Annotated in this window: 23 protein-coding genes and 1 pseudogene; 8 read left to right on the forward strand and 16 right to left on the reverse strand. The window is 61.9% G+C overall.

The window, feature by feature from the left end:
- The first annotated feature begins 159 nt into the window (after nucleotides 1–159).
- The 4 genes from PspS35_RS18385 to PspS35_RS18400 all read left to right on the forward strand — a co-directional run bounded on the left by PspS35_RS18385 (nucleotide 160) and on the right by PspS35_RS18400 (nucleotide 4,183).
- The gene (locus PspS35_RS18385) at nucleotides 160–1,260 is read left to right on the forward strand and encodes an alkene reductase (RefSeq protein ID WP_159938070.1); all 1,101 of its coding nucleotides are present in this window, start codon (nucleotides 160–162) and stop codon (nucleotides 1,258–1,260) included.
- Nucleotides 1,261–1,311: 51 nt separating this feature from the next.
- Nucleotides 1,312–2,100 carry an SDR family oxidoreductase gene (locus PspS35_RS18390; RefSeq protein WP_159936217.1) on the forward strand — a complete coding sequence of 263 codons (789 nt, stop codon included), beginning with the start codon at nucleotides 1,312–1,314 and terminating at the stop codon, nucleotides 2,098–2,100.
- 28 nt (nucleotides 2,101–2,128) lie between these two features.
- Nucleotides 2,129–3,115, forward strand: a complete 987-nt coding sequence (locus tag PspS35_RS18395) for an NADP-dependent oxidoreductase (RefSeq protein WP_159936218.1) — start codon at nucleotides 2,129–2,131, stop codon at nucleotides 3,113–3,115.
- Nucleotides 3,116–3,370: 255 nt separating this feature from the next.
- Nucleotides 3,371–4,183 (forward strand): oxidoreductase, encoded by an 813-nt coding sequence (locus PspS35_RS18400; RefSeq protein WP_159936219.1) that lies wholly within the window; start codon nucleotides 3,371–3,373, stop codon nucleotides 4,181–4,183.
- A 140-nt stretch (nucleotides 4,184–4,323) separates the two neighbouring features.
- Here PspS35_RS18400 and PspS35_RS18405 read toward each other — a convergent pair whose 3' ends face one another.
- From PspS35_RS18405 to pedF, 9 genes are all read right to left on the reverse strand, one after another.
- Nucleotides 4,324–5,802: a DASS family sodium-coupled anion symporter gene (locus tag PspS35_RS18405; protein ID WP_159936220.1), complete on the reverse strand. Its 1,479-nt coding sequence runs from the start codon at nucleotides 5,800–5,802 to the stop codon at nucleotides 4,324–4,326.
- A 95-nt stretch (nucleotides 5,803–5,897) separates the two neighbouring features.
- Nucleotides 5,898–7,184, reverse strand: a complete 1,287-nt coding sequence (locus PspS35_RS18410; RefSeq protein WP_159936221.1) for an amidase — start codon at nucleotides 7,182–7,184, stop codon at nucleotides 5,898–5,900.
- A 166-nt stretch (nucleotides 7,185–7,350) separates the two neighbouring features.
- Nucleotides 7,351–8,721 (reverse strand): hybrid sensor histidine kinase/response regulator, encoded by a 1,371-nt coding sequence (locus PspS35_RS18415; protein ID WP_159936222.1) that lies wholly within the window; start codon nucleotides 8,719–8,721, stop codon nucleotides 7,351–7,353.
- Nucleotides 8,705–9,868, reverse strand: a complete 1,164-nt coding sequence (ercA, locus tag PspS35_RS18420; protein ID WP_159936223.1) for an alcohol dehydrogenase-like regulatory protein ErcA — start codon at nucleotides 9,866–9,868, stop codon at nucleotides 8,705–8,707. The genes PspS35_RS18415 and ercA overlap by 17 nt, the downstream gene beginning before the upstream one ends.
- A gap of 103 nt (nucleotides 9,869–9,971) precedes the next feature.
- Nucleotides 9,972–10,043, reverse strand: a complete 72-nt coding sequence (pqqA, locus tag PspS35_RS18425) for a pyrroloquinoline quinone precursor peptide PqqA (protein ID WP_010209364.1) — start codon at nucleotides 10,041–10,043, stop codon at nucleotides 9,972–9,974.
- Between the two features lie 180 nt (nucleotides 10,044–10,223).
- Nucleotides 10,224–11,744 carry an aldehyde dehydrogenase family protein gene (locus tag PspS35_RS18430; RefSeq protein WP_159936224.1) on the reverse strand — a complete coding sequence of 507 codons (1,521 nt, stop codon included), beginning with the start codon at nucleotides 11,742–11,744 and terminating at the stop codon, nucleotides 10,224–10,226.
- 14 nt (nucleotides 11,745–11,758) lie between these two features.
- Complete coding sequence (locus PspS35_RS18435) at nucleotides 11,759–12,691, reverse strand: quinoprotein relay system zinc metallohydrolase 1 (RefSeq protein WP_159938071.1); 933 nt, start codon at nucleotides 12,689–12,691, stop codon at nucleotides 11,759–11,761.
- Between the two features lie 2 nt (nucleotides 12,692–12,693).
- Nucleotides 12,694–13,437, reverse strand: a complete 744-nt coding sequence (locus tag PspS35_RS18440) for a quinoprotein dehydrogenase-associated SoxYZ-like carrier (protein WP_238785884.1) — start codon at nucleotides 13,435–13,437, stop codon at nucleotides 12,694–12,696.
- A gap of 3 nt (nucleotides 13,438–13,440) precedes the next feature.
- Nucleotides 13,441–13,902 carry a cytochrome c-550 PedF gene (gene pedF / locus PspS35_RS18445; RefSeq protein ID WP_159936225.1) on the reverse strand — a complete coding sequence of 154 codons (462 nt, stop codon included), beginning with the start codon at nucleotides 13,900–13,902 and terminating at the stop codon, nucleotides 13,441–13,443.
- A 253-nt stretch (nucleotides 13,903–14,155) separates the two neighbouring features.
- Here pedF and exaA point away from each other — a divergent pair, with 253 nt between their 5' ends.
- Both exaA and PspS35_RS18455 read left to right on the forward strand, forming a co-directional pair.
- Complete coding sequence (exaA, locus tag PspS35_RS18450; protein WP_159936226.1) at nucleotides 14,156–16,048, forward strand: quinoprotein ethanol dehydrogenase; 1,893 nt, start codon at nucleotides 14,156–14,158, stop codon at nucleotides 16,046–16,048.
- Between the two features lie 95 nt (nucleotides 16,049–16,143).
- A complete protein-coding gene (locus PspS35_RS18455) occupies nucleotides 16,144–16,791 on the forward strand; it encodes a pentapeptide repeat-containing protein (RefSeq protein ID WP_159936227.1) in 648 nt (215 codons plus the stop codon).
- 356 nt (nucleotides 16,792–17,147) lie between these two features.
- On the opposite strand, the gene PspS35_RS18460 is transcribed toward PspS35_RS18455, so the two are convergent.
- Nucleotides 17,148–17,774 (reverse strand): response regulator transcription factor, encoded by a 627-nt coding sequence (locus PspS35_RS18460; RefSeq protein WP_159936228.1) that lies wholly within the window; start codon nucleotides 17,772–17,774, stop codon nucleotides 17,148–17,150.
- A 151-nt stretch (nucleotides 17,775–17,925) separates the two neighbouring features.
- On the opposite strand from PspS35_RS18460, the gene PspS35_RS18465 reads away from it, so the two are divergent.
- On the forward strand, nucleotides 17,926–18,465 hold the full coding sequence (locus tag PspS35_RS18465) for a PQQ-dependent catabolism-associated CXXCW motif protein (protein ID WP_159936229.1): 540 nt from the start codon (nucleotides 17,926–17,928) through the stop codon (nucleotides 18,463–18,465).
- A 27-nt stretch (nucleotides 18,466–18,492) separates the two neighbouring features.
- A complete protein-coding gene (locus tag PspS35_RS18470) occupies nucleotides 18,493–19,158 on the forward strand; it encodes a response regulator transcription factor (protein WP_159936230.1) in 666 nt (221 codons plus the stop codon).
- 65 nt (nucleotides 19,159–19,223) lie between these two features.
- On the opposite strand, the pseudogene PspS35_RS18475 reads toward PspS35_RS18470, so the two are convergent.
- The 6 genes and pseudogenes from PspS35_RS18475 to PspS35_RS18500 form a co-directional block, all read right to left on the reverse strand.
- Nucleotides 19,224–20,825, reverse strand: a pseudogene (locus tag PspS35_RS18475) (PAS domain-containing hybrid sensor histidine kinase/response regulator); the annotation flags it as partial.
- Between the two features lie 280 nt (nucleotides 20,826–21,105).
- Entirely contained in the window at nucleotides 21,106–22,251 is a 1,146-nt protein-coding gene (nosP, locus tag PspS35_RS18480; RefSeq protein ID WP_159936232.1) for a nitric oxide-sensing protein NosP, read from the reverse strand.
- A gap of 172 nt (nucleotides 22,252–22,423) precedes the next feature.
- A complete protein-coding gene (locus PspS35_RS18485; protein WP_159936233.1) occupies nucleotides 22,424–23,599 on the reverse strand; it encodes a porin in 1,176 nt (391 codons plus the stop codon).
- 157 nt (nucleotides 23,600–23,756) lie between these two features.
- Nucleotides 23,757–24,569: a sulfite exporter TauE/SafE family protein gene (locus PspS35_RS18490; RefSeq protein ID WP_159936234.1), complete on the reverse strand. Its 813-nt coding sequence runs from the start codon at nucleotides 24,567–24,569 to the stop codon at nucleotides 23,757–23,759.
- Complete coding sequence (locus PspS35_RS18495; protein WP_159936235.1) at nucleotides 24,570–25,814, reverse strand: FAD/NAD(P)-binding oxidoreductase; 1,245 nt, start codon at nucleotides 25,812–25,814, stop codon at nucleotides 24,570–24,572.
- Between the two features lie 51 nt (nucleotides 25,815–25,865).
- Nucleotides 25,866–26,201 (reverse strand): metalloregulator ArsR/SmtB family transcription factor, encoded by a 336-nt coding sequence (locus PspS35_RS18500; protein WP_017527038.1) that lies wholly within the window; start codon nucleotides 26,199–26,201, stop codon nucleotides 25,866–25,868.
- Nucleotides 26,202–26,258 lie beyond the last annotated feature (57 nt).

The raw sequence follows: 26,258 nt of genomic DNA on the forward strand, positions 1-26,258 counted from the left end.
CCTGCGACTGCTGAACAATGGGCTGACTATACTCTGATGTCGATCACAATCAAAACCGTTGACAGTTTTGATTGTGATCGACATCATAAACCACTAACGCATCTCTCTGCGGCTGTGCGGCACAGATCGCCTTCTCTGATCAACGTGTATGGAATCGATATGAACGATAAGAGCTTGTTTGAACCCTACACACTGGGCTCACTCACACTTTCCAATAAAGTCGTAATGGCGCCCCTGACCCGGAACCGCGCTGGGGCCGGCTTTGTTCCGAGTGAGCATGCCGCAACCTATTACAGCCAGAGAGCGACGGCAGGCCTGCTGATTGCCGAGGCGACCCAGATCTCTCAGCAAGGCCAGGGCTACCAAGATACGCCCGGGATCTACACACCAGCGCAGATAGCGGGCTGGCGTGCAGTGACCGATGCCGTGCACGCCACAGGCGGACGTATTTTTCTGCAACTGTGGCATGTCGGGCGCGTTTCCCACGTCGACCTTCAGGAAAACGGTGCTGCACCAGTGGCGCCTTCTGCCCTGCAAGCTGCGACGAAGGTATTCGTCAACAACCGCTTCGAAGATGTCTCAGTGCCCCGCGCGCTGGATATAAATGAGTTGCCCGGCATCGTTGAGGACTTTCGCCAAGCGGCGAAAAACGCCATCAGTGCGGGGTTTGATGGCGTAGAAATCCACGGCGCAAACGGCTATTTACTCGATCAGTTCCTCAAGGACGGCGCCAACCTGCGCACTGATGCCTACGGTGGCTCGGTTGAAAACCGTGCACGCTTGCTGCTTGAAGTCACGGCTGCGGTGGTCGACGCAATCGGGGCCGAGCGCACGGGAATACGCATTTCCCCCGTGTCACCTGCCAACGGCGTTTCCAGCAGTGATCCGCAGCAGCAGTTCGATTACGTCGTCGATCAGTTGGATGCCTTGGGCCTGGTTTACCTGCATGTGGTTGAAGGTGCCACCGGCGGGCCACGCGATGTCGCCCCGTTCGATTTTGGCGCCCTACGCCAGCGCTTCAAAAATACCTACATTGCCAACAACGGCTATGACCTGAACCTGGCGGCTTCCCGACTCGACGACGACAAGGCTGATTTGATCGCCTTTGGACGTCCGTTCATTGGCAACCCCGATTTGGTCGAGCGACTCAAACGCAATGCCGCCCTATCCGCATTCAACCCCACAACGCTGTATGGCGGCGGTGCAGCGGGCTATATCGACTACCCGACACTTGCCGAGTCCGGCTCCGCGCAGGGCTGAACAACCCCGCAAACGCAAAAGCTCACCCACACTCCTCAAGAGCATCTATTTATGAGCACCCCAGAAACCGTACTGATTACCGGCGCCTCGACAGGCATTGGCGCGATCTACGCCGAGCGTTTCGCCCAGCGTGGGCACAACCTGGTGCTGGTGGCCCGCGATAAAAACCGGTTGGACGCACTGTCCTCCCGACTGCGTGAAAAACACGCTGTGTCCATTGACGTGATCCAGGCAGACCTGACCCAAACCAACGATCTGGCAATCGTCGAAGCTCGCCTGCGTGAGGACGCCCGTATCGGCATCCTGGTGAACAATGCCGGCGCCGCGCAATCCGGCAGCTTCATCGAGCAGTCCACCGACAGCGTGGCCAACCTGGTCGCGCTCAACACCACCGCCTTGGTGCGACTCGCCAGCGCCATCGCTCCACGCCTGGCACAGGCCGGTAATGGCGCGATCATCAACATCGGCTCGGTGGTGGGGTTGGCGCCGGAGTTCGGCATGAGCGTCTACGGCGCGACCAAGGCGTTTGTGCTGTTTCTGTCCCAAGGGCTGAGCCTTGAGCTCACGCCTAAAGGCGTCTACGTACAGGCCGTTCTCCCGGCGGCCACCCGCACGGAAATCTGGGAACGTGCGGGCATCGACATCAACACCTTGAGCGAAGTGATGGGCGTAGAGGATCTGGTCGACGCAGCGCTGGTCGGTTTTGATCGTCGCGAGCCGGTGACCATTCCACCGTTACAAGACGGCGCCCGCTGGGATGCCTTGCAGGCTGCCCGCCAGGGTTTGCTGTCAGACATCCGCCAATCGGTAGTCGCCGAGCGTTATCAAGCCAAGGCGTGATCGTCACGCGCACCCTGAGAACTGAACCATGAAAGCCTTCCTGATCGATCGCTACGGCAAGCACCCTGGGCATATTGCCGAGGTACCGGAACCAGAACCGGGTATCAACGACGTCCTGGTCAAGGTGCATGCCAGCAGCGTCAACCTGTTGGACTCGAAGATCAGTAAGGGTGAATTCAAACTGATCCTGCCTTACACACTCCCGCTGATCATGGGTAACGACATAGCCGGCGTGGTCGTTCGCGTGGGGTCAGGGGTGCGCCGCTTCAAGCCAGGTGACGAGGTGTACGCCCGCCGCATCGGTGGCTTTGCCGAGCTGATCGCGATCGAGCAAAGCGCCCTCGCACTCAAACCGGCAAATACCACTCTGGAACAAGCCGCTGCCCTGCCCTTGGTTGCTCTGACCGCCTGGCAGGTGCTGGTTGAAACCGCCCGTTTGAAGAAGGGGCAAAAGGTGTTTATCCAAGCCGGCTCCGGTGGCGTCGGCAGCATCGCCATCCAGCTTGCAAAACACCTGGGCGCTTTCGTTGCCACCACGACCAGCACCGGTAACGTGGACTGGGTCAAGGCGTTGGGGGCCGATGTCGTCATCGACTACACGCAGCAAAACTTCGAAGACGTCTTGCACGACTACGACGTCGTCTTGAACAGCCTCGGCCCCGCCGAACTGGAAAAATCCCTGCGCATTCTCAAGCCGGGTGGCCAGCTCATTTCCATCTCAGGGCCACCGACCGCAGAGTTCGCACACCAGCAAAAGCTGTTCTGGGGACTCGGGTGGATCATGCGGCTGTTGAGCAGCGGCATACGCAGAAAGGCCCGCAAGCAGGGCATCCACTATACGTTCGTGTTCATGCGTGAGAGCGGTGCTCAACTGGCAAAAATCGCGGCGCTTGTCGAGTCCGGCGCCATCACACCGGTGATCGACCGTACCTTCCCCTTCGCGTCGACGGCTGAGGCATTGAGCTACGTCGAACGGGGCAGAGCCAAGGGCAAAGTGGTCATCAAGATCCTATGACTGAGCCCGCACTCGATGACTTACTGATCGGTAACTCGACCCTGCTGCGGGACGAGACGCCTGTCTCAGTTAGCCGTGAAGGTCACTTGCCAGAAGTGTCCGCTAGCGGCCCGGCCTCACCACCAGGAAAAATTGAAGGGCCGTCCAAACCCACGCCACCAAACGTAGTCTGGCGCACGTTGATGCTCGAACAATAGCGTCGAACCAGCACCGGGCTATAGCGACCTCCAACTCAAGGCCACCCAGGAATATCAAATGAAAACACCTTCCGAAAAAACCGCGATAGTCACCGGTGCGTCGTCCGGTATTGGGCGAGCGACTGCTGAAGCACTGGTGCGTGCAGGGTATCGGGTATTTGGCACGAGTCGAAAGGCAGCGGCCAGCCCAACGCAGGTGTCCATGCTCACCTGCGACGTGACCGACGACGTCTCGGTCAGTGCGCTTGTCTCAAGCGTACTCGCGCAGACCGGGCGGATCGACCTGCTGGTCAATAATGCCGGTATCGGCATGCTGGGCGGCGCTGAAGAATTCTCGATCCCACAGGTACAAGCACTGTTCGACGTCAATCTGTTCGGCGTCATCCGCCTGACCAACGCCGTACTGCCGTCGATGCGCACGCGCGGCCAGGGGCGCATCATCAATATCGGATCAATTCTAGGGGTGATACCCGCGCCCTACTCCGCTCATTATTCGGCGGTCAAACACGCGCTGGAAGGTTATTCCGAATCCCTCGATCACGAGGTGCGTGCCTTCAATATTCGTGTCTCGGTCATCGAGCCCGCATTCGTGCGTACCGTCTTCGATCAAAACGGTATTGAGCCAGACTCGCAGCTCAAGGCCTACGACCAACCCCGAGCCGGGCTCAAGGCACTGCTGGCCGAGGTTGTGCCCAAAGCCGACCTGCCAGAAGTCGTCGCGGCAGTCGTGGTGAAAGCCGCGATCGACAGCCAGCCTCGGCGTCGCTATACCGCTGGCAAGGCGGCACGACAAATCAGCCTGCTGCGCCGCTTCGCGCCCGCCGGGGTGTTCGACAAGGCCTTTCGTAAGCAATTTCGCCTGCCGGTTTAAATCCCAAGGCGTGCGGTGGCTCCCAGTGAGTCAGCCATCAAACGCATCGACCGATACACCTCGATCTCAAGCAAACCCGCACACTTGGCTACCGCAGGAACGGATATGTACTCATCATCGGGGGCAAGCCCCCTCCCCCATTAGATCCAGCCGAGCCAACTCCAGTAAGTGGCGGCGAACACCAGCATCAGCCCATACCCGATCAGCGTCACCAGGATCCCTACCTTGGCAAACTGCCGCGCCGTAAAGGTCCCGGTCCCCAGGCACACCATGTTCTGCGGCGCATTGATCGGCAAGATAAACCCATAGCTCATCACAAACCCCAGCAACATGGTCATGCCCAACCGACTGAAATCACCCGGCAAGGTCTGCAACACCGCGATCAATATCGGCAGCAATGCCGAGGTCAACGCCGTGGCACTGGCAAACCCCAAGTGAATCACGATTAAAAACACGCCAAGAATCGCAAACACCCCCAACGGGCCCACCTGATCCAGCCCGGTGTGGGCCACGACAGTCGAACCCAACCATTGCCCGGCCTGGGTGGTCAGCAGCGCCGTACCGAGACTGATCCCAACCCCGAACACAATCACCGTGCCCCACGGAATACGCGACTGCACGTCTTTCCAGGTCATCACCCCGATCCCCGGCAACAGCAAGAACACCAACCCGGCGTAGGTGGTCGAGGTGGTGTCGAAGCTATGCAGGCGCCCTTCCGTCGCCCAAGCGAGCAGCAACAACACCGACACGCTCAGCAGGCGTTTCTGCGGCCCGGTCATCGGCCCAATATCCACCAACGACTGCGCGACCGCTTCCTTGCCCCCCGGGATGCTGTCGGTCTCCGGCGGCAACAATTTGAGCACCAGAAACAGCAGCACTGCCGACATGATCAGCGCCCACGGTGCACCGGCGATCAGCCAGTCGATCCATGACACGCGCTGGCCGAGCATCTTGTCCATAAAGCCCACGGTCAGCAGGTTCTGCGCGGCAGCGGTCTGGATGCCGACGTTCCAGATGCTGGTGCCTTGGGCCACCACGATCATGATCCCGGCGGCGATGTTGGAACGTTTGTCGACGCCGAACGCGGCGATCACGCCCATCATGATCGGCACCACACACGCGCTGCGCGCGGTGGCGCTGGGCACCACCAGGCTGAGCAAAAGGGTCACTGCAATCGCCCCCAGCAAAATGCGTCGGGTGCTGGTGCCGACGCGGCTCAGGGTGACCAGCGCAATGCGCCGGTCCAGGCCGGTATGGGTCATGGCGGCGGCGATAAACAGCGCGCCCGCCACCAACGCCAGCGCCGGGTTGGCAAACCCGGTGAGGGCCATGCTGATGGCCGGGCTGGTGCCGATCAGGTGCGTGGGATCTTGCAGGGACGGCGCGGTGCCGAGCAAAAACGCCATGAGCGAGGTAATCATGATCGCGCTGGCTTCATAAGACACCGCTTCGGTGATCCACACCACCACCGCAAACGCCAGGATCGCCAGCATCCGGTGCCCCGCCACTGGTAGGTCGGCGGGCAGCGGCAACAGCAGCACCCCGGCCATCACCAGTACGGCGACCACCAGGCCCAGGGGCAACTTGAATGATTCAACGGTTGTTGCGGGGGCGTTCATGGGGCGCTCCATCAGCCTTGGATTCAGACCGACACCCTGGGGCAAAACGCCGCGAGGCGTGTTGACGAGTATCAACACGCCTCAATACTTCGTGCCTATTGGCTGGCGTGCCTGAGCACTGCATCGACCTGCTCTGCTGCATGCAGCAGGATGCTGTCGTGTCTAAATCCGCCAATCAATTGGAGCCCTACCGGCAGCCCTGCGTTTTTACGCACCAGCGGAATGTTCACTTGAGGTAATCCGAAGGCCATCCAACATTTTATGAAATCGGACGGTCCGGTCGCCTCAAGGCCCAACGGCGCAACGATGCCACAACTGGCCCCCAGCACTGCGTCAAAGGGTTTGAACAACGCTTGCAGTACAGGTGCCAAAGCCACCAAGCGCGTCTTCGCTGCAGACTCCTGCTCCCAACGGATCTGGCGTGCACGCGTGAACATCGCCTGGACTTCACGGCTCATGGCGTCTGGGTACATGGCCATCTCTGCGGCCAATGACCTGGCACCCTCACAGTCATTTATCAACTGATGGTCATCGAAGACGCTGGCAAACGCTTCGGGCAAGACGACCTCCGCCACATGATGACCCGCCGCACGCAGCGCCTCTACAGCGGCTTCCAACGCGTGAGCCACGTCGTGGTCAACTTGATCCCAACGGGCGGTACGACAAAAACCGAAGGAGCACGGTTGGCTGGCAGGGGGGCGCGCGGGTAAGCCCGGAATCAGCACTTCGGCGACCAGGCTGAGGTCGCTGACGGAACGTCCATACCAACCTGCCGTGTCGAAGCTGGGCGCCAGAGGCTTCACACCTTCCAGGGACACCAACCCATAGGATGGCTTGAACGCGTACACCCCACAGTATGAGGCTGGCTTGATCAACGAGCCGGCCGTCTGTGTTCCCAAGGCGATGGGAAAAAACCCTGCGGCCATTCCTGCGGCAGAGCCGGCACTCGAACTTCCAGGCGTTCTGCGGGGATCATGCGGATTGCAGGTGGGGCCTGTGTGCATGTAAGCGAATTCGGTGGTGTGGGTCTTGCCCATGATGACCGCCCCGGCCTGGCGAAGAAGCGAGACAACATGTGCATCACGCGATGGGCGGTTGTCATCATGGATCGGGGAGTAAAAACGGGTGGGGTGATCCGCAGTGTCGTAGTTGTCTTTGACGCCCACCGGTATACCCGCCAAAGGCCCCTTGGCAGGTGCCCCGGTGGGTTGGCGCGCGCGTGCACGCAAGGCGTCGGGGTCAATGGATACAAAGGCTTGTATGGTCGGATCCAGGCGCTCGACACACCCAAGGAAATGCTCGAGCACCGTTTCTTCGCTCACCGCCCCCGAACGTACCCACTGCGAAAGGCGCGTGGCGTGCGCATGATAAAGGTTGTACATACCGCTCCTATTTTTTCGAACGCTTGCGAGAGCGTTCCACATCGCGAACAGAAATGAGCACGAAGCTTGGGCGGCTTTAATCGAGAACAACAGCGCGTATTTTTTGTGCCGAGCCAAAGCGTTTTTGATGAATCGAGGTTCAAATACGCGAGAACGACGGGGTGTGCTATGCCAGCAGCTGGCTCAGCACCGCCCGTAACTTCCCGGGCTTGACCGGCTTGTTCAACAGCGGCGCGTCCAGCCGCCGCAGCGCACGACGACAGTGGTCGGTGCGGTCGGCGGTGATGATCACGGCGGGGATTTTCTGATCGAAATGCTCACGCAAATGACGCACCACCTGACAGCCCACCACCCCATGATCCAGGTGGTAGTCCGCCAGGATCAGCTCCGGCGCCCTGCCCTGCAACGCCAGCAATGCGCCAGCCTGGTCGGTGGCGGTGACCACCTCGCAGCCCCACTGGCCGAGCAGCGCGCGCATGCTGTCGAGGATGCTGGTTTCATTGTCGATCACCAGCAAACGCCGGCCCGGCAACGGGTTGCCGGTGGTCGGTTGCACCGGCAGTTGGCTGATCGCCACGGGCATATCAGCGCTCAGCGGCACTTCGATGCTGAACATCGAGCCACGTCCCGGCCACGAGCGCACCGCTATCGGGTAGCCAAGCACCTCGGCGATACGCTCGACAATCGCCAAGCCCAGGCCCACGCCCTTGCGGTCGGCTGCGCGGCCCACATCCAGTTGGTTGAACTCCAGGAAGATCGACTCCAACCGATCGGCCGCAATGCCGCGCCCGGTGTCCCACACTTCCAGGCGCAGGCAATCATCGCGACGGCGTGCGCCGAGCAAGATGCAGCCCTCGTCGGTGTAGCGACAGGCATTGCTGAGGAAGTTACGCAAAATCCGTGTGAGCAGGCGCAGGTCGGTGAGCACCGCATAATGACCCGTACGCGCCCGCAGGTTCAGCCCGGCCGCCAAGGCCACCGACTGGAACTCCGAGACCAGCGGCGCAAACACGTCATCCAGGCGATACAGCGCCACATCCGGCTTCACCGCTGCCTGGTCCAGCCGCGAGATGTCCAGCAAGTCAGTGAGCAGATCTTCGGCGCCTTCCAGGGCCTGGTGGGTGCGTTCCACCAGCACCTGCTCGACACTGGGCAGTTGTCGTTCACGCAGGGTGGCGATCAGCAGCCGCGCTGCGTTCAGCGGTTGCAGCAGGTCATGGCTCGCGGCCGCGAGGTATTTGTCCTTGCTGCGGTTGGCAGCCTCGGCCGCGTCGCGGGCATCGCGCAGCTCCTGTTCGACCTGTTCGCGCTGGGCGATCTGCTGTTGCAGGTTGCGGTTGGCTTCCAGCAGTTCGTCGGTGCGTGCGGCCACCCGCTGTTCCAGCTCATCATTGAGGCGGATATAGCGGTTGCGCTCGGCCTCCAGCTCGTCGAGGCGTGCAGTGAGTTCCGGGTAGTGACTCTTGCGCGCCGAGTGGTTGCCCAACCCCAGCAGCCCGGCCAGTGCCTGTTGCTGTTCGTCAGAGCGCTTCGCCATACACGACCTCGACATCACGCTGGCTCGACTCGCGGGGGTTGGTGAGGATGCACGGGTCGTCCATCGCATGCTCGGACAGGAACGGAATATCCGCCACGCGTACCCCATGCAGGCCGAGGGTTTCGTGAAAGCCAATTGCATGCTTGAGCGCGATCAGGTGGTCCACCAGCCGCCCGCAGATCTGCCGATGGTTGAGCCCCCGGCAGTCGATGCCAAACGTCTCGGCAATCACCTGGAAGCGCTCCGGCGCCGAGTTGTAGTTGAACGCCACCACATGCTCCACCAGCACCGCGTTGCACAAGCCGTGGGGCAGATCGAGAAAGCCGCCGAGGCTATGGGACATGGCATGCACGGCGCCAAGGATCGCGTTGGAAAACGCCAAGCCTGCCTGCATGCTGCCGAGCATGATCTTCTCGCGCAGGGCAATGTCCGTGGGGTTGGCAATCATCTGCACCAGGTTGCCGTTGATCAGGCGCATGGCTTCCAGGGCGTGGGGGTCGGTCAACGGGCCGTGACCGGTGGACACGAACGCCTCGATGGCATGCACCAGCGCGTCGATGCCGGTACAGGCCGACAGGAACGGGTCCATGCTCGCCGTGGTTTCCGGGTCGATCAGCGACACGTCCGGCACCACCGCTTTACTGACGATGGAGAACTTCATGCGTTCCTGCTGGTTGGAAATGATCACGAACTGCGAGACGTCCGCCGAGGTGCCGGCGGTAGTGGGAATCAGGATCAGTGGCGGGCTGGGCACGCGAATGGTGTCCACGCCCTCGAATTCAAGAATGCTGCGCCCGTGGGCGACGACGATGCCGATGGCCTTGCCGCAATCCATCGGGCTGCCGCCGCCGATGGCCACGATCACGTCGCAGTGGTTTTCCCGGTACACCTCGGCGCCGAGCATCACTTCTTCGACACGGGGGTTGGGTGACACGGCGCTGTACAGGCAATAGTCGATGCCGATGGCTTGCAGGCTGGCTTCCACATCGGCGACCCAACCGGCGGCGATCACGCCAGGGTCGCTGACCACCAGCACCTTGCGTGCGCCAAAGGTCTTGGCGTAATTGCCCACGTTGTGCCGACAGCCGGCACCGAAGATGATTTCAGGCGAGACGAATTTACGCAGGAGGCTCAGGTTTGGGCTCATTGGAAAGCCTGTTTTTATTATTTTGGAAGATGCGCTCCACACTAACCGATCCGGCTACGAATGCAATCAGACCAAAGAGGCATCTTCCGTGCAGCGCACGCGATCAGCGGCTGGCGAAGTACATGGTCACTTCAAAGCCGATACGCAGGTCGGTGAAGGCGGGTTTGGTCCACATGGGGGTAGTCCTCTTGTTATGCCGGAGGGTTCCGGTAAAGACATTAATGCATGGGGGGACGGGGGTGCGAATGCTACTTTCGAAGTAAATGCCGCACTGCATTAGTCGCGAATGTACATAGAACACAATGTGGGAGGGGGCAAGCCCCCTCCCACAGGGCACCGCGTTGCAATCAGAGGGTTAGAAGAAGCCCAGCGGATTGATGTCGTAGCTCACCAGCAGGTTCTTGGTCTGCTGGTAATGGTCCAGCATCATCTTGTGGTTCTCACGCCCCACGCCCGACTTCTTGTACCCGCCAAACGCCGCATGCGCCGGGTACAGGTGGTAGCAGTTGGTCCACACGCGCCCGGCCTTGATCGCCCGGCCCATGCGGTACGCGCGGTTGATGTCGCGGGTCCACAGGCCGGCGCCCAGGCCAAACTCGCTGTCGTTGGCAATCGCCAGGGCTTCGGCTTCGTCCTTGAAGGTGGTGATGCCCACCACCGGGCCGAAGATTTCTTCCTGGAACACGCGCATTTTGTTGTGGCCCTTGAGCAGGGTCGGCTGGATGTAGTAACCGCTGGACAGGTCGCCCTCCAAACGCTCGGCCGCGCCGCCGGTGAGCAGCACAGCGCCCTCTTCCTGGGCGATTTTGAGGTAGGACAGGATCTTGTCGTATTGCTGCTCGGACGCCTGGGCGCCGACCATGGTCTCGGTGTCCAGCGGGTTGCCGCGCTTAATCTTGACGATTTTCTTCATCACTTCGGCCATGAAGGCGTCGTAGATCGACTCCTGCACCAACGCCCGCGATGGGCAGGTGCACACTTCGCCCTGGTTGAAGAACGCCAGCACCAGGCCTTCGGCGGCTTTTTCGATGAATTGCGGCTCCGCACTCATGATGTCTTCGAAGAAGATGTTCGGCGACTTGCCGCCCAGCTCTACGGTGGACGGAATGATGTTCTCGGCAGCGGCATGCATGATGTGCGCGCCCACCGGGGTGGAGCCGGTGAAGGCGATCTTGGCGATACGCTTGCTGGTGGCCAGGGCCTCGCCTGCTTCGCGGCCAAAACCCTGGACGATGTTGAGCACGCCCGGCGGCAACAGGTCGTTGATCAGCTCGGCAAACACCATGATCGACAGCGGTGTCTGCTCGGCTGGCTTGAGCACGATGCAGTTGCCGGCGGCCAGGGCCGGGGCGAGTTTCCAGGCGGCCATCAGCAACGGGAAGTTCCACGGGATGATCTGCCCGACCACACCCAGCGGCTCATGGAAGTGGTAGGCGGCGGTCAGTTCGTTGATCTCGGCGGCGCCGCCTTCCTGGGCGCGGATGCAACCGGCGAAGTAGCGGAAGTGGTCAGCGGCCAGTGGCACATCGGCGTTGAGGGTTTCGCGCACGGCCTTGCCGTTGTCCCAGGTCTCGGCCACGGCCAGCACTTCAAGGTGCTGCTCGATGCGGTCGGCGATCTTCAGCAGCACCCGCGAACGGTCCTGGGCCGAGGTCTTGCCCCAGGCATCGGCGGCAGCGTGGGCGGCGTCGAGTGCCTTGTCGATGTCCGCAGCGTTGGAGCGCGGGAATTCGCCGATCACTTCACCGGTGACCGGCGAGGTATTGGTGAAGTATTCGCCGCTCAGCGGTGCGACGAACTCACCGCCGATGTAGTTGCCGTAGCGCGCCTTGAAGCTGACGATGGCGCCGGGGGTACCGGGTTGGGCGTAGATCATGGTGAGGCCTCTGTTTATTGTTGGGTGTTGATGGGCTGCATCTGTGTGCGTTCGTAGTCGCGGTACAGGTGGCTGACGCTGCGGATCAGCTCGTAGCGGCTGAGGTTGATCGCGGCAAAGCGTTCGGGGATCGGGCTGCGGATCAGCTCCGGCATATCGCGCCCCTCGGCGGCGGCGACGCGCAACAGTTGGTCGAGCCAGCCGAGGTAATCGCGCATCTGTTCAAAGGGTTTGGCATCGCTGGCGATGGGGCCGTGGCCGGGCACGACCAACGTCCAGGGCAGCGCCTGCAAGGTGGCGAGGTCCGCCAACCAGATCGCCAGGCCCGGCGAGTTCGGGGTGGTCAGGGCCCGCTGGTAAAATACCAGGTCACCGGCGAACAGCACGCCGGTCTGCTGATCGAGGATCGCCAGGTCGGCGCCGCTGTGGCCGCGCAGGTGCACCAGTTGCAAGTCATGGCTGCCGAAGGACTTCACCCCCGCTTGCAGCGTTTCATTGGGCATCACCACTTCTGTGCCACGCATCCAGTCGCCGACCATTCGGTACAGGTTCTCGGCCATACCATCGCCCTGCTCGTGGAGCAATTGCGTGGTGCCGGCCAGTGCGCCGATGGGCACCTGCTTGAACGCCTGGTTGCCCAATGCATGGTCGGGATGGTGATGGGTCAGCAGCACCTGGATCACCGGCTTGTCCGTGACCTGGGCAATGGCTTGGCGCAGCGCTTCGCCATAGCGTTTGGACGGCCCGGTGTCGATCACCACCACACCGGCTTCGGTAACGATGAAACCAACGTTGACGATATTGCCGCCGTTGTCCCTGGCGAAGTTGTCGGTGCTGCCTTCCAGCAGCCAGGTGTTGTCGGCGATCAGGCGCGGCTTGAGCGCGTAATCCAGCTCGGCCAGCACCGGCAGGCTGAACAGCACCAGCCACAGCAAAATCCAGCGCAGGTTCATGGCAGGTCCGCCTCGAACTGGCTGCCGCTGGTGTCGCGCAGGATCAGGCGCGTCGGCCCCGACCCTTCGATGTCAAAGGCCAGGTTGGGGTTTTCGCTGACGGCGGGAAACAGCTCCAGGGTCGCCAACCGTTGGTTGTCGCTGCCACGCAGTTCAGCATGGTTGATATAGAACTCGGGAATGCCGCTGACCATGCCGTTGTCCATCGGATGGGCGACTTGCAGTTTGACTCGACTGAATTCGGCACGCGGATAGCGTCCGCCGAGGACTTCGCCAAGATGGTCTTCCCACCCGGGCTCGCTGCGCAACACGCTAGGCGCCGTGCAGCCGCCGCCTGCGGCGTCGATCAGGGCTGAACCGACATGCCACAGGCCGTCTTTGGTCAGCACCGCCGCACGCAACGGGGTGGCCTGCTCGATGCGAATGCGCAGTGACAGCCACGGCAGCACGCCCTGCACCGGTTGGAAGTCGACGATTTTCGGCAGCGGGTTCAGCTCGGCCAAGGCGAGGATTTTCACCACATCGCCCGTGAACGCACGGGCGTCGATCTCCAGCGGCACCTGCCGCGCATCCTCGGCAAACGGCGGCGCCAGCACTTTCACGCGCTCATCGAACACAAACGCGGCATTGTCGAGAAACCGCTGGTGGTAGTAGGCCCACATCACCGACGGCACCGGATCTACCGGCGCGCCAAAGGCCAACAGCGGCAGACAGCAGGCCCACAACCCGATCAGCCGCACGGGTTACTCCTCGACGTGCACGCTGTCGAGGTAAGTGCGCACTGCCCACAAGGCTTCCTGGCTCAAGTAGTCGGCCATCTTCGGCATGTACACCCGGCCGTCGCGCACCGCGCCATGGCGCACGCGCTCGACGAACCACTCATCACCGGCGTCGCCCACATCCAGCATGCGCAGGTCAGGGGCGATGCCACCGGACTTGGCTTCCAGGCCGTGGCACGCCGCGCAGTTCTGGTTGTAGGCCGAAGCGCCGACTTCAACGGCCTTGTCGTGTTCAGGCGAAGTGCGATACGGGTTGGTGGCGGCCCAGCCATCGGCGTCGAGCGCCACACCGGCGTCCTTGATCGGGGTGAGGCCCTTGGTTTCCACGGCGGTCGGCGTGACGTTGCCGTGGGCCTGGACGAAACCTGCGCCGAGCGCAGCAGTGAGCAGGCAGGCGGTCAGCAAGGCGTTGCGTTTTGTTGTCATTATTTTTCCCTCAGGATTGCACGCAAACCTCTTGAAAGAGGCTATGGCAACCATCTTAGGAAGCGCTCGACAACAGCCGTATGCTGCTTTGGTGGCCGCGCTCTACTCCCTTGGTAGCAGGCCTTGTGGGGCACTGCTAAATCAGAGGCGGTTCGGGAAATTGTCCCGGCAACACCGGGACTTTTTCCGTATGCCCCAAGCGCTTTCAGGCAGCAACCTGTGCAGGCCAAAACCTCCACTGGGAACTGCAACCATGACAATAAGATCGCTACCCGCCCGTTCACCTTTGAGCCTTGCCGTGCAAGCCTTTGTGCTGGTGGGCAGCCTGTCCCTCAGTGCTGCAACCTTCGCAGCCACCGAACCTGCCAAGCCGACCCACAACGTCACCTGGGAAGACATTGCCAACGACCACCTGACCACCAAGGACGTGCTGCAATACGGCATGGGCACCAACGCCCAGCGCTGGAGCCCATTGGCCCAGGTCAACGACAAGAACGTGTTCAAGCTCACGCCCGCCTGGTCGTATTCCTTTGGCGACGAAAAGCAGCGCGGCCAGGAATCCCAGGCCATCGTCAGCGACGGCGTGGTCTACGTCACCGGTTCCTACTCGCGCGTGTTCGCCCTCGACGCCAAGACCGGCAAGCGCCTGTGGACCTACAACCACCGCCTGCCCGACAACATTCGCCCGTGCTGTGATGTGGTCAACCGTGGCGCGGCCATCTTCGGCGACAAAATCTACTTCGGCACCCTCGACGCGCGCCTGATCGCCCTCGACAAAAACACCGGCAAAGTGGTGTGGAACAAGAAATTCGGCGACCACGCCGCCGGCTACACCATGACCGGCGCCCCGGTGCTGATCAAAGACAAGGTCAGCGGCAAAGTGCTGCTGATCCACGGCAGCTCCGGCGATGAATTCGGCGTGGTCGGCCAGCTGTACGCACGCGACCCAGACACCGGTGAAGAAGTGTGGATGCGTCCGTTTGTAGAGGGCCACATGGGCCGCCTGAACGGCAAGGACAGCACTGCGACTGGCGACGTCAAAGCGCCGTCGTGGCCGGATGATCCGACCACCGAAACCGGCAAGGTCGAGGCCTGGAGCCACGGCGGCGGCGCACCTTGGCAGAGCGCGAGCTTCGATGCCGAGACCAATACCATCATCGTCGGCGCCGGCAACCCTGGCCCATGGAACACCTGGGCGCGAACCTCCAAGGACGGCAACCCCCACGATTTCGACAGCCTTTACACCTCGGGCCAGGTCGGCGTCGACCCTAGCACTGGCGAAGTGAAGTGGTTCTACCAACACACGCCGAACGATGCCTGGGACTTCTCCGGCAACAACGAACTGGTGCTGTTCGACTACAAGGGCAAGGACGGCAAAGTGGTCAAGGCCACCGGCCACGCCGACCGCAACGGTTTCTTCTACGTGGTGGACCGCACCAACGGCAAGTTGCAGAACGCCTTCCCGTTCGTCGACAACATCTCGTGGGCCAGCCACATCGACCTCAAAACCGGTCGCCCGGTGGAGAATCCAGGCCAGCGCCCTGCCAAGCCATTGCCGGGTGAAACCAAAGGCAAGCCGGTGGAAGTCTCGCCGCCGTTCCTGGGTGGCAAGAACTGGAACCCTATGGCGTACAGCCAGGACACCGGCCTGTTCTACATCCCGGGCAACCAGTGGAAAGAGGAATACTGGACCGAAGAGGTCAACTACAAGAAGGGCTCGGCTTACCTGGGCATGGGTTTTCGCATCAAGCGCATGTATGACGACCACGTCGGCACCTTGCGTGCAATGAACCCGACCACCGGCAAAGTGGTGTGGGAACACAAGGAACACTTGCCACTCTGGGCCGGCGTGCTGGCCACCAAGGGCAACCTGGTGTTCACCGGCACCGGCGACGGCTTCTTCAAGGCCTTCGACGCGAAAACCGGCAAGGAACTGTGGAAATTCCAGACCGGCAGCGGCATCGTCTCGCCGCCGATCACCTGGGAACAGGATGGCGAGCAGTACGTCGGCGTGACCGTCGGTTATGGCGGCGCGGTACCGTTGTGGGGTGGCGACATGGCGGAGCTGACCAAGCCGGTGGCACAGGGTGGGTCGTTCTGGGTGTTCAAGATCCCGAGCTGGGATAACAAGACCGCCCAGAAGTAGATTGAACCCTTCACCCTCCCCCCCGTAGACGCTGCCTCGCCAAGGCCCGGCAGCGGCTACGGGGGGGAGGGTCACCTAAGTTTAGAGGCCTTGTCATGAAACTCTTGCCTTTGCTGCTTGTGTTGAGCCTGCCCCTGGCCCACGCCGTCGACGGCGACGACGCCCCGCTGGTCATCAACGGCTGCACCATCGCCGAACACAGCCAATGCCCCGGCGCCAATCTCAGGGGCGCCAACCTCAGCAATCAGAACCTGAGCAAAATGAACCTGGCCGGTGCCGACCTGCGCGAGGCGGACCTGCGCCACGCCAACCTCGACCTGGCCAACCTGGAAAAAGCCCAGCTGCAAGGCGCCAACCTGACCCGCGCCAGCCTGCAACAAAGCAACCTGCGCCTGGCCGACTTCACCGGTGCCACACTAATGGCCGTGCAAGGCTGGGGCCTGTTCGCCCAAGGCGCGCAATTTGAGAATGCCAACCTCAGCGCGGCCTACCTGCAATTTGCGCGACTCTCGGGGGCCAAGCTGCACAAGGCCAACCTACGGGCGGCCGACCTGGAAATGACCTGGTTGAGCAAGGCCGATCTGCAAGGCGCGGATTTGAGTGATGCGAACCTGCAGGAAGCCAAGTTTGGCGAGAGCAACCTGGAAAAGGCCACACTGACCGGTGCGCGCCAGCACTATGCGAATTTCCAGGATGCCAACATGGAAGGCTGCAAGGATTGCCCGACCACTTGGGATCGTTAAGCAAACACAAACCAAATGTGGGAGGCGGCTTGCCCCCGATGAGCATAGGTATCTACACATCTTTGGTGAAAACGTACCCTTAGCGAACGAGGCTCTTGTGGTGAGCGGGCTTGTCGAATCGTCGCACCGCCCGCGCTGGGCCGCGAAGCGGCCCCAATCCAGGCACCGCGTTTTTTCAGTCATAACCCATTGGCCGGTTTTGGGGCCGCTTCGCGGCCCAGCGCGGGGCAAGCCCGCTCACCACAGGGTTTTGTGCCTGCCTCTAAGAGTTGTGTAGATACCTGGACATAAGCTGGCTGAACCACCGCCATCGGGGGCAAGCCCCCTTCGACATTGGATTTGTGCAGGGTCCCTTGTCAGCCGGCGACCCGCACCACCCCCATGTCGATCCCCAGATGCACCAACTCGGCATGGGAACTCACCTGCAGCTTGCTCTTGAGCAACGTCAGGTGATTGGACACGGTCTTGCTGCTGATACTCAGCTGGGCCGCAATCGAACGCGCCGGCGTGCCTTTGGCGAACATCAGGAAAATCTCCAGCTCGCGCTGGGTCATGCTCTGCAAGCGGCGGTCGGTGGGGTGGTAAGCCAACTGAGTGGCCAGGTCATGCTCGATATAGGTGTGGCCGTCGAGGATGCGCTGCACCGCCTCCAGCATCACCGCGGGCGGTGCGCTCTTGGTCAGGTAGCCCGACGCGCCGGCCTCCAGCGCTTGTCGCACCAGGGGCAGCTCAGTATGTTGGCTGAAAAACAGTACACGCAGTTGCGGCAGGCGTTGGCGCAGGCGCCGGGTGGTTTCCAGGCCGCTGATGCCCGGCAGGCCGAAGCCGATGATCACCAGGCTCGGCACCGCTTCCTGCACCCGTGCCAGCGCGTCCTCGCCACTGGCCGCCTCGCGCACCTGTACGCCCGGCAAACCGCTGCGCAGCAAACCGGCATAACCCAGGCGGACCACGGCGTGATCATCGACCAGCAGGATGTTCATGGCGCCTCCAATGGCAGCAGTTTGCCCATGCTAGAACCCCAAGACCGTGCGCGACCTACTACTTTGGTACTGGTTTTGCTGTCTATCGTCGCATTCCCAAGGCAGCGCGACTGACGTGTAATGGGCGCATAACGATAAGGATTGACCCGCCATGCTGCCCGCCCGACTGCCCCTCTTGGCACTGCTGTGCCTGTTGACAGGCCACGCCCAGGCCGACACCCCGTTGTTTTCCGCCGACGGCTACCGCACCAGCCTGTATCGCAGCCCCACGCCCGAACAACTCCCCGGTGCGACCATCGTCGACACCCCTGCCCTGCAAGCCTTGCTGAACCAGACGCCAGCGCCGGTGCTGATCGACGTGTACCGCCGCCAATGGCTGCACGGCCAGTTCATCGAGGACCAGCCCCACGCCAACCTGCCCGGCAGCCACTGGCTGGCCAATACCGGCGACGGCGACCTCACACCGGAATGGCAGGGCTATTTCGTGCGCCACCTGTACAAATTCACCGGCGGCCAGCTCGCACGCCCGCTGGTGTTCTACTGCCGCTCCGATTGCTGGCTGAGTTGGAACGCGGTAAAACGTGCCGCCAACCTGGGCTATACCTCTGTGTATTGGTACCGCGATGGGTTGGACGCCTGGGAAGCGGCAAAACTGCCAGTGACGGCTGCAACACCCGAGCCCTTTCAATAAAAAACCACAACAAGAAGGTGAACGGCCATGTACAAAATCCTGATAGCCGACGATCACCCGCTGTTTCGCGAGGCGATCCACAACGTCATCAGCGACGGTTTCCCCGGCAGCGAGGTGATGGAAACCGCCGACCTGGACAGCGCCCTCGCCCTGACCCAGGAACACGACGACCTCGACCTGATCCTGCTGGACCTGAACATGCCCGGCATGCACGGCCTTAACGGCCTGATCAACCTGCGCAACGAGTCGCCGACCATCCCGGTGGTGATCGTTTCGGCCGAGCAGGACAAGCAGGTCGTCCTGCAAGCCATCACCTACGGCGCCGTGGGTTTTATCACCAAGTCCTCGCCACGCCTGCAAATGACCGAGGCGATCCAGCAGATCCTCAACGGCAATGTGTACCTGCCGCCCGACATCATCCGCACCCAGAAAACCGGCACCCATCGGCGCCTCAACGAAAACCCGGGCTTTGCCCCGGAGCTGCTGCAGGCGCTTACGCGCAAACAGCTGCTGGTGCTGGAGCGCATGACCAAGGGCGAGTCGAACAAGCAGATCGCGTACACCCTGGAGATTGCCGAAACCACGGTGAAGGCCCATGTGTCGGCGATCCTGCGCAAGTTGAATGTGCACAACCGGGTGCAGGCGATCCTCAGTGCCGGGGATATCGATTTCGGCTCGTACCTGCGCCGCTGATTTCCCTCTGTGGGAGGGGCTTGCCCCCTCCCACAGAGGATCTTCATTGGATGATGCTGTGTCGTTCACTTGCCTATTAAGTGACTCATCGCCGTCTTGAGCTTCATTGGGCGCACCGGCTTGTGCATCAACGTATGCCCCAACTCGCGGATCTGCAGCTTCAGCTCATTGCTGTAGTTGGCCGTGATCATCAGCGCCGGGATCGCGCTGGCACGCCGTGCATTGATGCGCGCCACAGCGTCCACGCCATTCTGGTCGTCGTCCAGGTGGTAGTCGGCAATCAATAGGTCGGCCTCGGCGTGGTAGTTGTCCACCTGCCGCGCCAGGTCCTGTTCCGACAATGCCGTAATCACCCGGCACCCCCAACCTTCAAGCAAGGTGCGCATACCGGCGCAGATCGCCGCGTCGTTATCCAACACCCAGACCTTTGCACCTTGCAGGCGTTCAAGCATCGGCTCGCTCATGGGTGGCATGGGCAATGACTTGGGCGCGGTGGCGCTCAACGGCACCTCGACCGCAAACATCGAGCCCTTGCCCGGCCAGGATTTGACCGTGATGCGGTGCCCGAGGATGCCGGCGATTTTTTCCACGATCGCCAGCCCTAAACCCAGCCCGCGATCCTGGTCCGGGCGCTGCACATCGCCACGCTTGAACTCCTGGAAAATCTCCTCCAGGCGTTCCTGCGCAATGCCCATGCCGCTGTCCCACACCTGGATCGACAGGCGCTGGTGCTGGCGCCGACAGCCCAGCACGATGCGGCCTTGATAGGTGTAGCGCATCGCATTGCTCAGCAGGTTGCGCAGGATCCGCGCCAGCAGTTGGATGTCGCTGCGCACCAGCGCCGAACAGCCGACAAAATGCAGCGCCAGCCCTTCGCTGCGGGCCAGTTGGGTGTACTCCTCGGCCAGGTTGTCGAGCAATTCGCTCAAGGCGAACGGCGCGATATCGGCCTTGATCACCCCGGCATCCAGCTTGGAAATATCCACCAGGGTGCCCAACAGGTTTTCCACGTCTTCCAGGGAGTTGCTCACGTTGCGCACCAGTTTTTCGCTGGGGCGTTCCAGCAGTGCGCTGGTGAACAAACGCGCCGCGTTCAACGGTTGCAGCAGGTCGTGGCTGACGGCGGCGAGGAATTTGGTTTTCGACAGGTTGGCCTGTTCGGCCTCCAGCTTGGCCTCGCGCAGGCGGGTCTCCATGCGGCGGCGCTCGTCGATTTCCTTGAGCAACTGGTCGTTGAGCGAGGTCAGTTCAGAAGTGCGTTGCGCCACGCGCTGCTCCAGGTGCTGATAGGCCTGGTGCAAGGCTTCGGCGGTGCGGCGGCGTTCGGTGATGTCGCGGATCAGCACAAAGATGCCCACCACTTCACCACTGGCCAACACATTCGGTACGTAGGAGCGCAGCATGTAGCGCTCCTGGTTATTGATGTTGGTTTCAGCGAACTCAAAGGTCACGCTCTCGCCGGCCAGGGCGCGGGCGACGTAGGCGTCCAGGCGCTGGCAGTGCTGTTCGCTGTGCACTTCGCGCAGGCTCTGGCCGAGCATCATGCCGCGCGGCCAGCAGTACCATTGTTCGTAGACCTTGTTGGTGAACTCGTAGACCAGATCAGCATTCAGGTAGCCGATCAGGGCCGGCACGTGGTCGGTGATCAGGCGAATCCAGCGCTCGCTTTCCTGGGCTTTCTGCGCCGCCACCTGTTCACCACGCAAGGTTTCGGCGCGCAGGCGGGCGTTGATCAGCAAGTGGTTGCTGGCCTTGAGTTCGGCCATCGCCTGGTTCAGCGCGTCGGTGCGTTCGCGCACTTGCTCGGCCAACACCACCGAATGCTGGAAGGTGGTGTAGGGGTTGTTGCCCTGGGTGACGCCAGACTCGATGCGCTCGATCAGCGCCGCGTTGATCCGTGCCAACTTGTGGTTGTCCTGTTGCAGTTGGGCAACCTGGGCGAGCAGTTCAGCGCCGGCCTCGGGCAATGGCGACCCCGGTGAAGGTCTGGTTGATGTGCATGCCATTGAACTGTTCTCCGTAGGTGTTGAAACCCAGCACCCGCTTGGCTTGCAGGAAGTTGCCGATCTGTTCCAGGTTGGCGGCGTCTTCCAGCTCCAGGCGCCGCAGGAAGCAGTCGCAGCCGATGGTCAACAACAGATCGCCGAGGCGTGAGTGCAGGCCGTCAAACAGGTTTTCCAGATTGGGCAGGATCGGGCCGGGCTTCATCACGGTGAGCACGATGCCGTTTTCCACGGCGCAGTAGAAACTCAGGCTCAGGTCGTCGTGCACTTGCTGGATAGCGCGCACGTAGTATTGATCATGGATACGCACCGCCAGCGGATGGGCGGCGAAGGTGCGGTGGTCGAGGTCGGCCACGGCCACGCCGATGTGTCGTGCGTACTCTTCGGCGGCGGGCTCGGCGTTGAGTTCATAGACCCGGCGCGAGGGGCTGTCGGCACCGGTCACTACCAGTTTCTCCGCACGCGGCAGGATGTGGTGGTTGGTGAACACCTCGAAATCCAGCCAGGTGTTGACCAACACCACCACTGCCGCGCCGCTGTGGAACGCGCCGTTGAAGTACACATGGGTGTGGGTGAGGAAGTTGTCGTCGCCAGCCGAACCGCCGAAATGCGGGATATCGCCGAGGGCGGCGCTCAGGGCCGCGAGCACCATTTCTTCACGACTGGACAGGCCATCGAGCAGGGTCAGGGCAAAGGTGTTGCCCTTGATTGGCGCGAGCGTATTGCTGCGACAGCCACCCACCAAGCGTTCGACCATGTGCTGGGCATCGATCAGGCTGAAGTGCTCCACCTGGTCGATCAGCTCGGTGGCAATGGAAAAATGCGCGTGGTTGAAGCCCATCGCCGTGACGCAATTGCGCCCGTAGCCCTGGGGCGTGATCTCGCCAGCGCTGGTGCAGCCCACCACGCGCACATTGGCGAAGCAATGTTGCAAGGCCTGGCCCAATGCCTGCAAATCGTAGGAAGCCGAACAGAAAAACAGCACAAACCCCAGGTAGGGGTGCAGCAGTTGGCGGGCCAACTCCTCAGCCGCCTGCCCCGCGTCGGTGGCCTGGGACATGGCGCTGACTACGCCTTCACTGTTATGCATCGTTGGTTCCCCCTCTGAGGCATGAGTGTACGAAGGCTGGGGGGAGACACCTATGCTACTTGGGTACTGGGTAGGGGGATGCGATGGGATGACTCCTTCAAGACTGATGGAGATCAAAATGTGGGAGGGGGCAAGTCGAATCGTCGCACCGCCCCTCCCACAGTAAACCGCATTACCAAGTTAAGACGGCACCGACGGCAAAGGTATCGGTGTCTTCATTCTGGGCACTCGTGTCATGCCCTTTGATCTGGAGCTGGTTGTACTCCGCCACCAGCTTAAGGTTGTCGTTCACGTCATGAAACAGTGCAATCGCGCGTGTCTCATAATCCGCCCCGCTGCCCACCACGCCGTTGCCGTCATCCTTTGTTTTACCGTAGGACAGCGCCAGGCGGTTCTTGCCCAGCTTGTATGAACCCTGCAGCAGGTAGCCATTGCTGTCGACGTTGCGCAGGGTCGCTTCCCCGGCGTTGTTGGTGAAAAACGGGTTGATGCCCTTGGCCTGGAAGCCCGAGCCGGTCAGCGACAAACCGCCCATTTTCGCTTGTACGCCATAGCCCAGCCCTTTGGAGGTGACGGATGCCACCGTGGAGTCGGTGTTGTCCGAGGTCTGGTAGCTGCCGTTGAGCCAGCTGTAGATCTTCGCCCCGCCCAAGTCGAACTGGTAGGTGACCTCGCTCTCGGTCCGCGGGTTTTTCTGGTAAGCCTTGCCCAGGGCGCTGCTGTCGTTGGTGTCTACCGGGTCCATGATGCCGACGGCGACGCGCAGGCCGTCCATCACCGGGGTGCGGTAGGTGATTTGTGAGGTGGGGAACGGGTACGGGTAGCCGCTGCCGATATTACCGAACGACACGCCACCGCCGTCCACCAGGCCAAGGCTGTCGCTGACCTGACCGTAGCCGGCGAGCAGTTCATCGAGCAGGATGTTGGAGCGCGCAAACAGGCCGAAATCCTTGCCGATCAGCACTTCGCCCCACTCGGGGTTGGCCACGGTGCCGTAGAACTGGCGCACGTCGATGGCGGTGTCGGTGCCGTTGGTTTCGCTGTCGTTGATGGTCACCCAGAACGAAGCGCGGGCGCCGAGCTTGAGGTCGTCGACCTGCTTGCTCATGTTGAAGCCCAGGTAGTTGGGCAAAAAGCCCATCTTTACGCGGGATTGGCGGCGGTCGTATTGGTCACCGGCGCGGTCCACGTCGCTGTTGACGTAGAAAGCGTTGATGTAGCCGTCGGTGGAAAAGGTGGTTTCGTCCTTGTCGTACAGCATGATTTCGGCGTTGGCGAACGGGCTGATGCCCAAGCCGAGGACAAAGGCGGGTAATAGACGCAGGGGGACATTCTTATTGTTATGCATGGCGCGCTCCGCAACGGGGACTTGATGTCGGAGGCGATTATCGAAAGGCGCCAAGCCAAGGCCTACGCTGCCTTGGCCGTGGTTTCAGGGTGCTTTGGGCGGGCGCTGGGTGCCCGGCAACTGTGGCGTAAGACGGGCCCGCTCGCAGGCCCGCCACTTAGGGTGTAAGACCGGCCCTGACCAACATGCCGAGGGCTACCAGTACACACAGGCTGGCAAACCCCACCTGCAACGTGCGCGCCGGTATCACGGCACACAGGCGCCGGCCGACCAGCATGCCGACGATGCTGGCGCCGATAAATACCCAGCCAAGCGGTTCGATATGCACACCGGCATGGAACGCGCCGGCCACGCCGATCAGCGAGATCAGGCTGATCACCATCAGCGACGTGGCGACGATGCCGCGCATCTGCACGTCGGTGAGTTGCTTGAACGCCGGCACGATCAGAAAGCCGCCGCCCACGCCGAGCAAACCGGACACCGCACCGGTCACGGCACCCAGCGCGGCGAGGGTGGCGCTGCATTTGGCAGTCCAGGCCAGGCGCCCGGTCTGCTGATTGAGCATGCAGTTCTTCTGTCCCCAAGAAGCGGCGCCATGGTCGCTGGGGCCGGCCTCGACCTTTTCGCGCTGCAACATGCGCCAGGCCACCAGCACCATCAACCCACTGAACAGCGCCATCAGCACCGGCTCAGAGAGTTGGTGAGCGACAAACACACCCAGCGGCGAAAACAGCGCACCCAGCAAGGCGATCAGCAACGCAGCGCGGTAACGCACCAGGCCGTGGCGTAAACCGTCAATCGCGCCGACGGCCGCCGCCGCGCCCACGGCGAGCAACGACACCGGCGCGGCCTGGGTCATGCTCAAACCGAGCCCCAACACCAGCGCCGGCACCCCGAGGATGCCGCCGCCCGCGCCGGTCAGGCCCATGACCAGGCCCATCAATAACCCCAACACAGTGGCCAGCAGCATTCAGTCCACCTTGCTCAGTCGGGTCAGCCACTCGCGGCCCTTGAGCATGCCGTTCCAGTAGAACCACGGCAGCAGCGTGGCCTTGAGGAACCACATCGAACGGCGCGCGCGGGTCGGGTCGAGGGGGAACGTCGGCAGCAACTTGCCGCCGTAACCGAACTCGGCCAGCACCACCTTGCCCTTCTCCACCGTCAGCGGGCAGGAACCGTAGCCGTCATACTTGAGCGGCAGCGGCGCCTGCTTGCGCAGGGCCAGCAGGTTCTCGGCGACCACCACGATTTGCTTGCGCACGGCGGCGGCGGTCTTGGCATTCGGGGTGCCGCACACATCGCCCAGGCCGAAGATAGACGGGTAATGCAGGTGTTGCAGGGTGTTGGGGTGCACTTCACACCAACCGGCGGCATCGGCCAGTGGGCTTTGGCGGATAAAATCGGGGGCGACTTGCGGCGGGACCACGTGCAACAGGTCGAAGGACTTCTCTTCAACCGTCGTATTGCCCTCGGTGTCTTTCACTGCAAACCAGGCCTTGCGCGCCGGGCCATCGACTTTCACCAGGTTGGCATTGAACGCCAGACGTGCGTTGTATTTCTCGACGTAGTGCATCAACGGCGGCACAAAGGTCGCCACGCCGAATAGCGCAGCACCGGCCAGGTTGAATTCCACGTCGATGTGCTTGAGATGGCCGTGTTTGAGCCAGTGATCACAGGACAGGTACATGGCTTTCTGCGGCGCGCCGGCGCATTTGATCGGCATGGCCGGCTGGGTGAAGATCGCCTTGCCGCCCTTCAACTGCTGCACCAACTGCCAGGTGTAGGCGGCGTGTTCGTAGCTGTAGTTGGACGTGACGCCGTGCTGGCCGAGGGTGTCTTGCAGGCCTTCGATGCCCTCCCAGGCCAGGCGCAGGCCGGGGCACACGATGAGGTTGTGCCAGGTGACGCGCTGGCCGCTGTCGAGTACCAGGGTTTGCTCGTCCGGCAGGACTTCGCTGACCGCCGCCTGTATCCAGGTCACACCATTGGGCAGCACGTCGGCCAGCGGGCGGCGGGTCTTTTCCAGGTCATAGGCGCCGCCGCCGACCAGGGTCCAGGCCGGCTGGTAGCTGTGGTAGTCGCTGGGTTCGATGAGGGTGATGTTCAGCTCGGGGTCGCGCTTGAGCAGGCTGGCCAGCAGGCCAATACCTGCCGAACCGCCGCCGATGACAACGATATCGCCACTGATGGTTTCGCCCCAGTGTTGGTCGGTCATGGTCTATTGCCTTTTAGAGTCAATGCACACAAGGGTCGTTGCCGTATGGCGTCACGCCCAGCTTTTTATGACCGCGCCGCAGTACAGCCCGGACAGGGTTTTCATCACTTGGATCACTTCGTGGCTGGCCAGCCCGTAGAAGATGTACTTGCCTTCCCGACGGGTGGCGACCAACCCTTCGTCGCGCAAGATGCCCAACTGTTGTGACAGGGTGGGCTGGCGTACGCCGGTCATGGTTTCCAGCTCGCCAACGTTGCGCTCGCCCTGGGTCAACTGGCACAGGATCAACAGGCGATCCTCATTGGCCAGGGCCTTGAGCAGGGCACACGCCTTGGACGCCGACGCACGCAACTGGGCGACCTCGCCTTCACTCAGAGTAGATTCCATTTGCCTCGGGTCCTTTGCGTCACTTAAGCTCAAAACATTATGTGTAAATGTAAAGTG

It is taken from the genome of Pseudomonas sp. S35, from assembly GCF_009866765.1.
Lineage (GTDB): Bacteria > Pseudomonadota > Gammaproteobacteria > Pseudomonadales > Pseudomonadaceae > Aquipseudomonas.

Excerpts from the sequence above, each read along its gene's own strand:
- PspS35_RS18385 (WP_159938070.1), top strand. The coding sequence starts at position 160 with ATGAACGATAAGAGCTTGTTTGAACCCTACACACTGGGCTCACTCACA.
- PspS35_RS18390 (WP_159936217.1), top strand. The coding sequence starts at position 1,312 with ATGAGCACCCCAGAAACCGTACTGATTACCGGCGCCTCGACAGGCATT.
- PspS35_RS18395 (WP_159936218.1), top strand. The coding sequence starts at position 2,129 with ATGAAAGCCTTCCTGATCGATCGCTACGGCAAGCACCCTGGGCATATT.
- PspS35_RS18400 (WP_159936219.1), top strand. The coding sequence starts at position 3,371 with ATGAAAACACCTTCCGAAAAAACCGCGATAGTCACCGGTGCGTCGTCC.
- PspS35_RS18405 (WP_159936220.1), bottom strand. The coding sequence starts at position 5,802 with ATGAACGCCCCCGCAACAACCGTTGAATCATTCAAGTTGCCCCTGGGC.
- PspS35_RS18410 (WP_159936221.1), bottom strand. The coding sequence starts at position 7,184 with ATGTACAACCTTTATCATGCGCACGCCACGCGCCTTTCGCAGTGGGTA.
- PspS35_RS18415 (WP_159936222.1), bottom strand. The coding sequence starts at position 8,721 with ATGGCGAAGCGCTCTGACGAACAGCAACAGGCACTGGCCGGGCTGCTG.
- ercA (WP_159936223.1), bottom strand. The coding sequence starts at position 9,868 with ATGAGCCCAAACCTGAGCCTCCTGCGTAAATTCGTCTCGCCTGAAATC.
- PspS35_RS18430 (WP_159936224.1), bottom strand. The coding sequence starts at position 11,744 with ATGATCTACGCCCAACCCGGTACCCCCGGCGCCATCGTCAGCTTCAAG.
- pedF (WP_159936225.1), bottom strand. The coding sequence starts at position 13,902 with ATGACAACAAAACGCAACGCCTTGCTGACCGCCTGCCTGCTCACTGCT.
- exaA (WP_159936226.1), top strand. The coding sequence starts at position 14,156 with ATGACAATAAGATCGCTACCCGCCCGTTCACCTTTGAGCCTTGCCGTG.
- PspS35_RS18455 (WP_159936227.1), top strand. The coding sequence starts at position 16,144 with ATGAAACTCTTGCCTTTGCTGCTTGTGTTGAGCCTGCCCCTGGCCCAC.
- PspS35_RS18460 (WP_159936228.1), bottom strand. The coding sequence starts at position 17,774 with ATGAACATCCTGCTGGTCGATGATCACGCCGTGGTCCGCCTGGGTTAT.
- PspS35_RS18465 (WP_159936229.1), top strand. The coding sequence starts at position 17,926 with ATGCTGCCCGCCCGACTGCCCCTCTTGGCACTGCTGTGCCTGTTGACA.
- PspS35_RS18470 (WP_159936230.1), top strand. The coding sequence starts at position 18,493 with ATGTACAAAATCCTGATAGCCGACGATCACCCGCTGTTTCGCGAGGCG.
- nosP (WP_159936232.1), bottom strand. The coding sequence starts at position 22,251 with ATGCATAACAGTGAAGGCGTAGTCAGCGCCATGTCCCAGGCCACCGAC.
- PspS35_RS18485 (WP_159936233.1), bottom strand. The coding sequence starts at position 23,599 with ATGCATAACAATAAGAATGTCCCCCTGCGTCTATTACCCGCCTTTGTC.
- PspS35_RS18490 (WP_159936234.1), bottom strand. The coding sequence starts at position 24,569 with ATGCTGCTGGCCACTGTGTTGGGGTTATTGATGGGCCTGGTCATGGGC.
- PspS35_RS18495 (WP_159936235.1), bottom strand. The coding sequence starts at position 25,814 with ATGACCGACCAACACTGGGGCGAAACCATCAGTGGCGATATCGTTGTC.
- PspS35_RS18500 (WP_017527038.1), bottom strand. The coding sequence starts at position 26,201 with ATGGAATCTACTCTGAGTGAAGGCGAGGTCGCCCAGTTGCGTGCGTCG.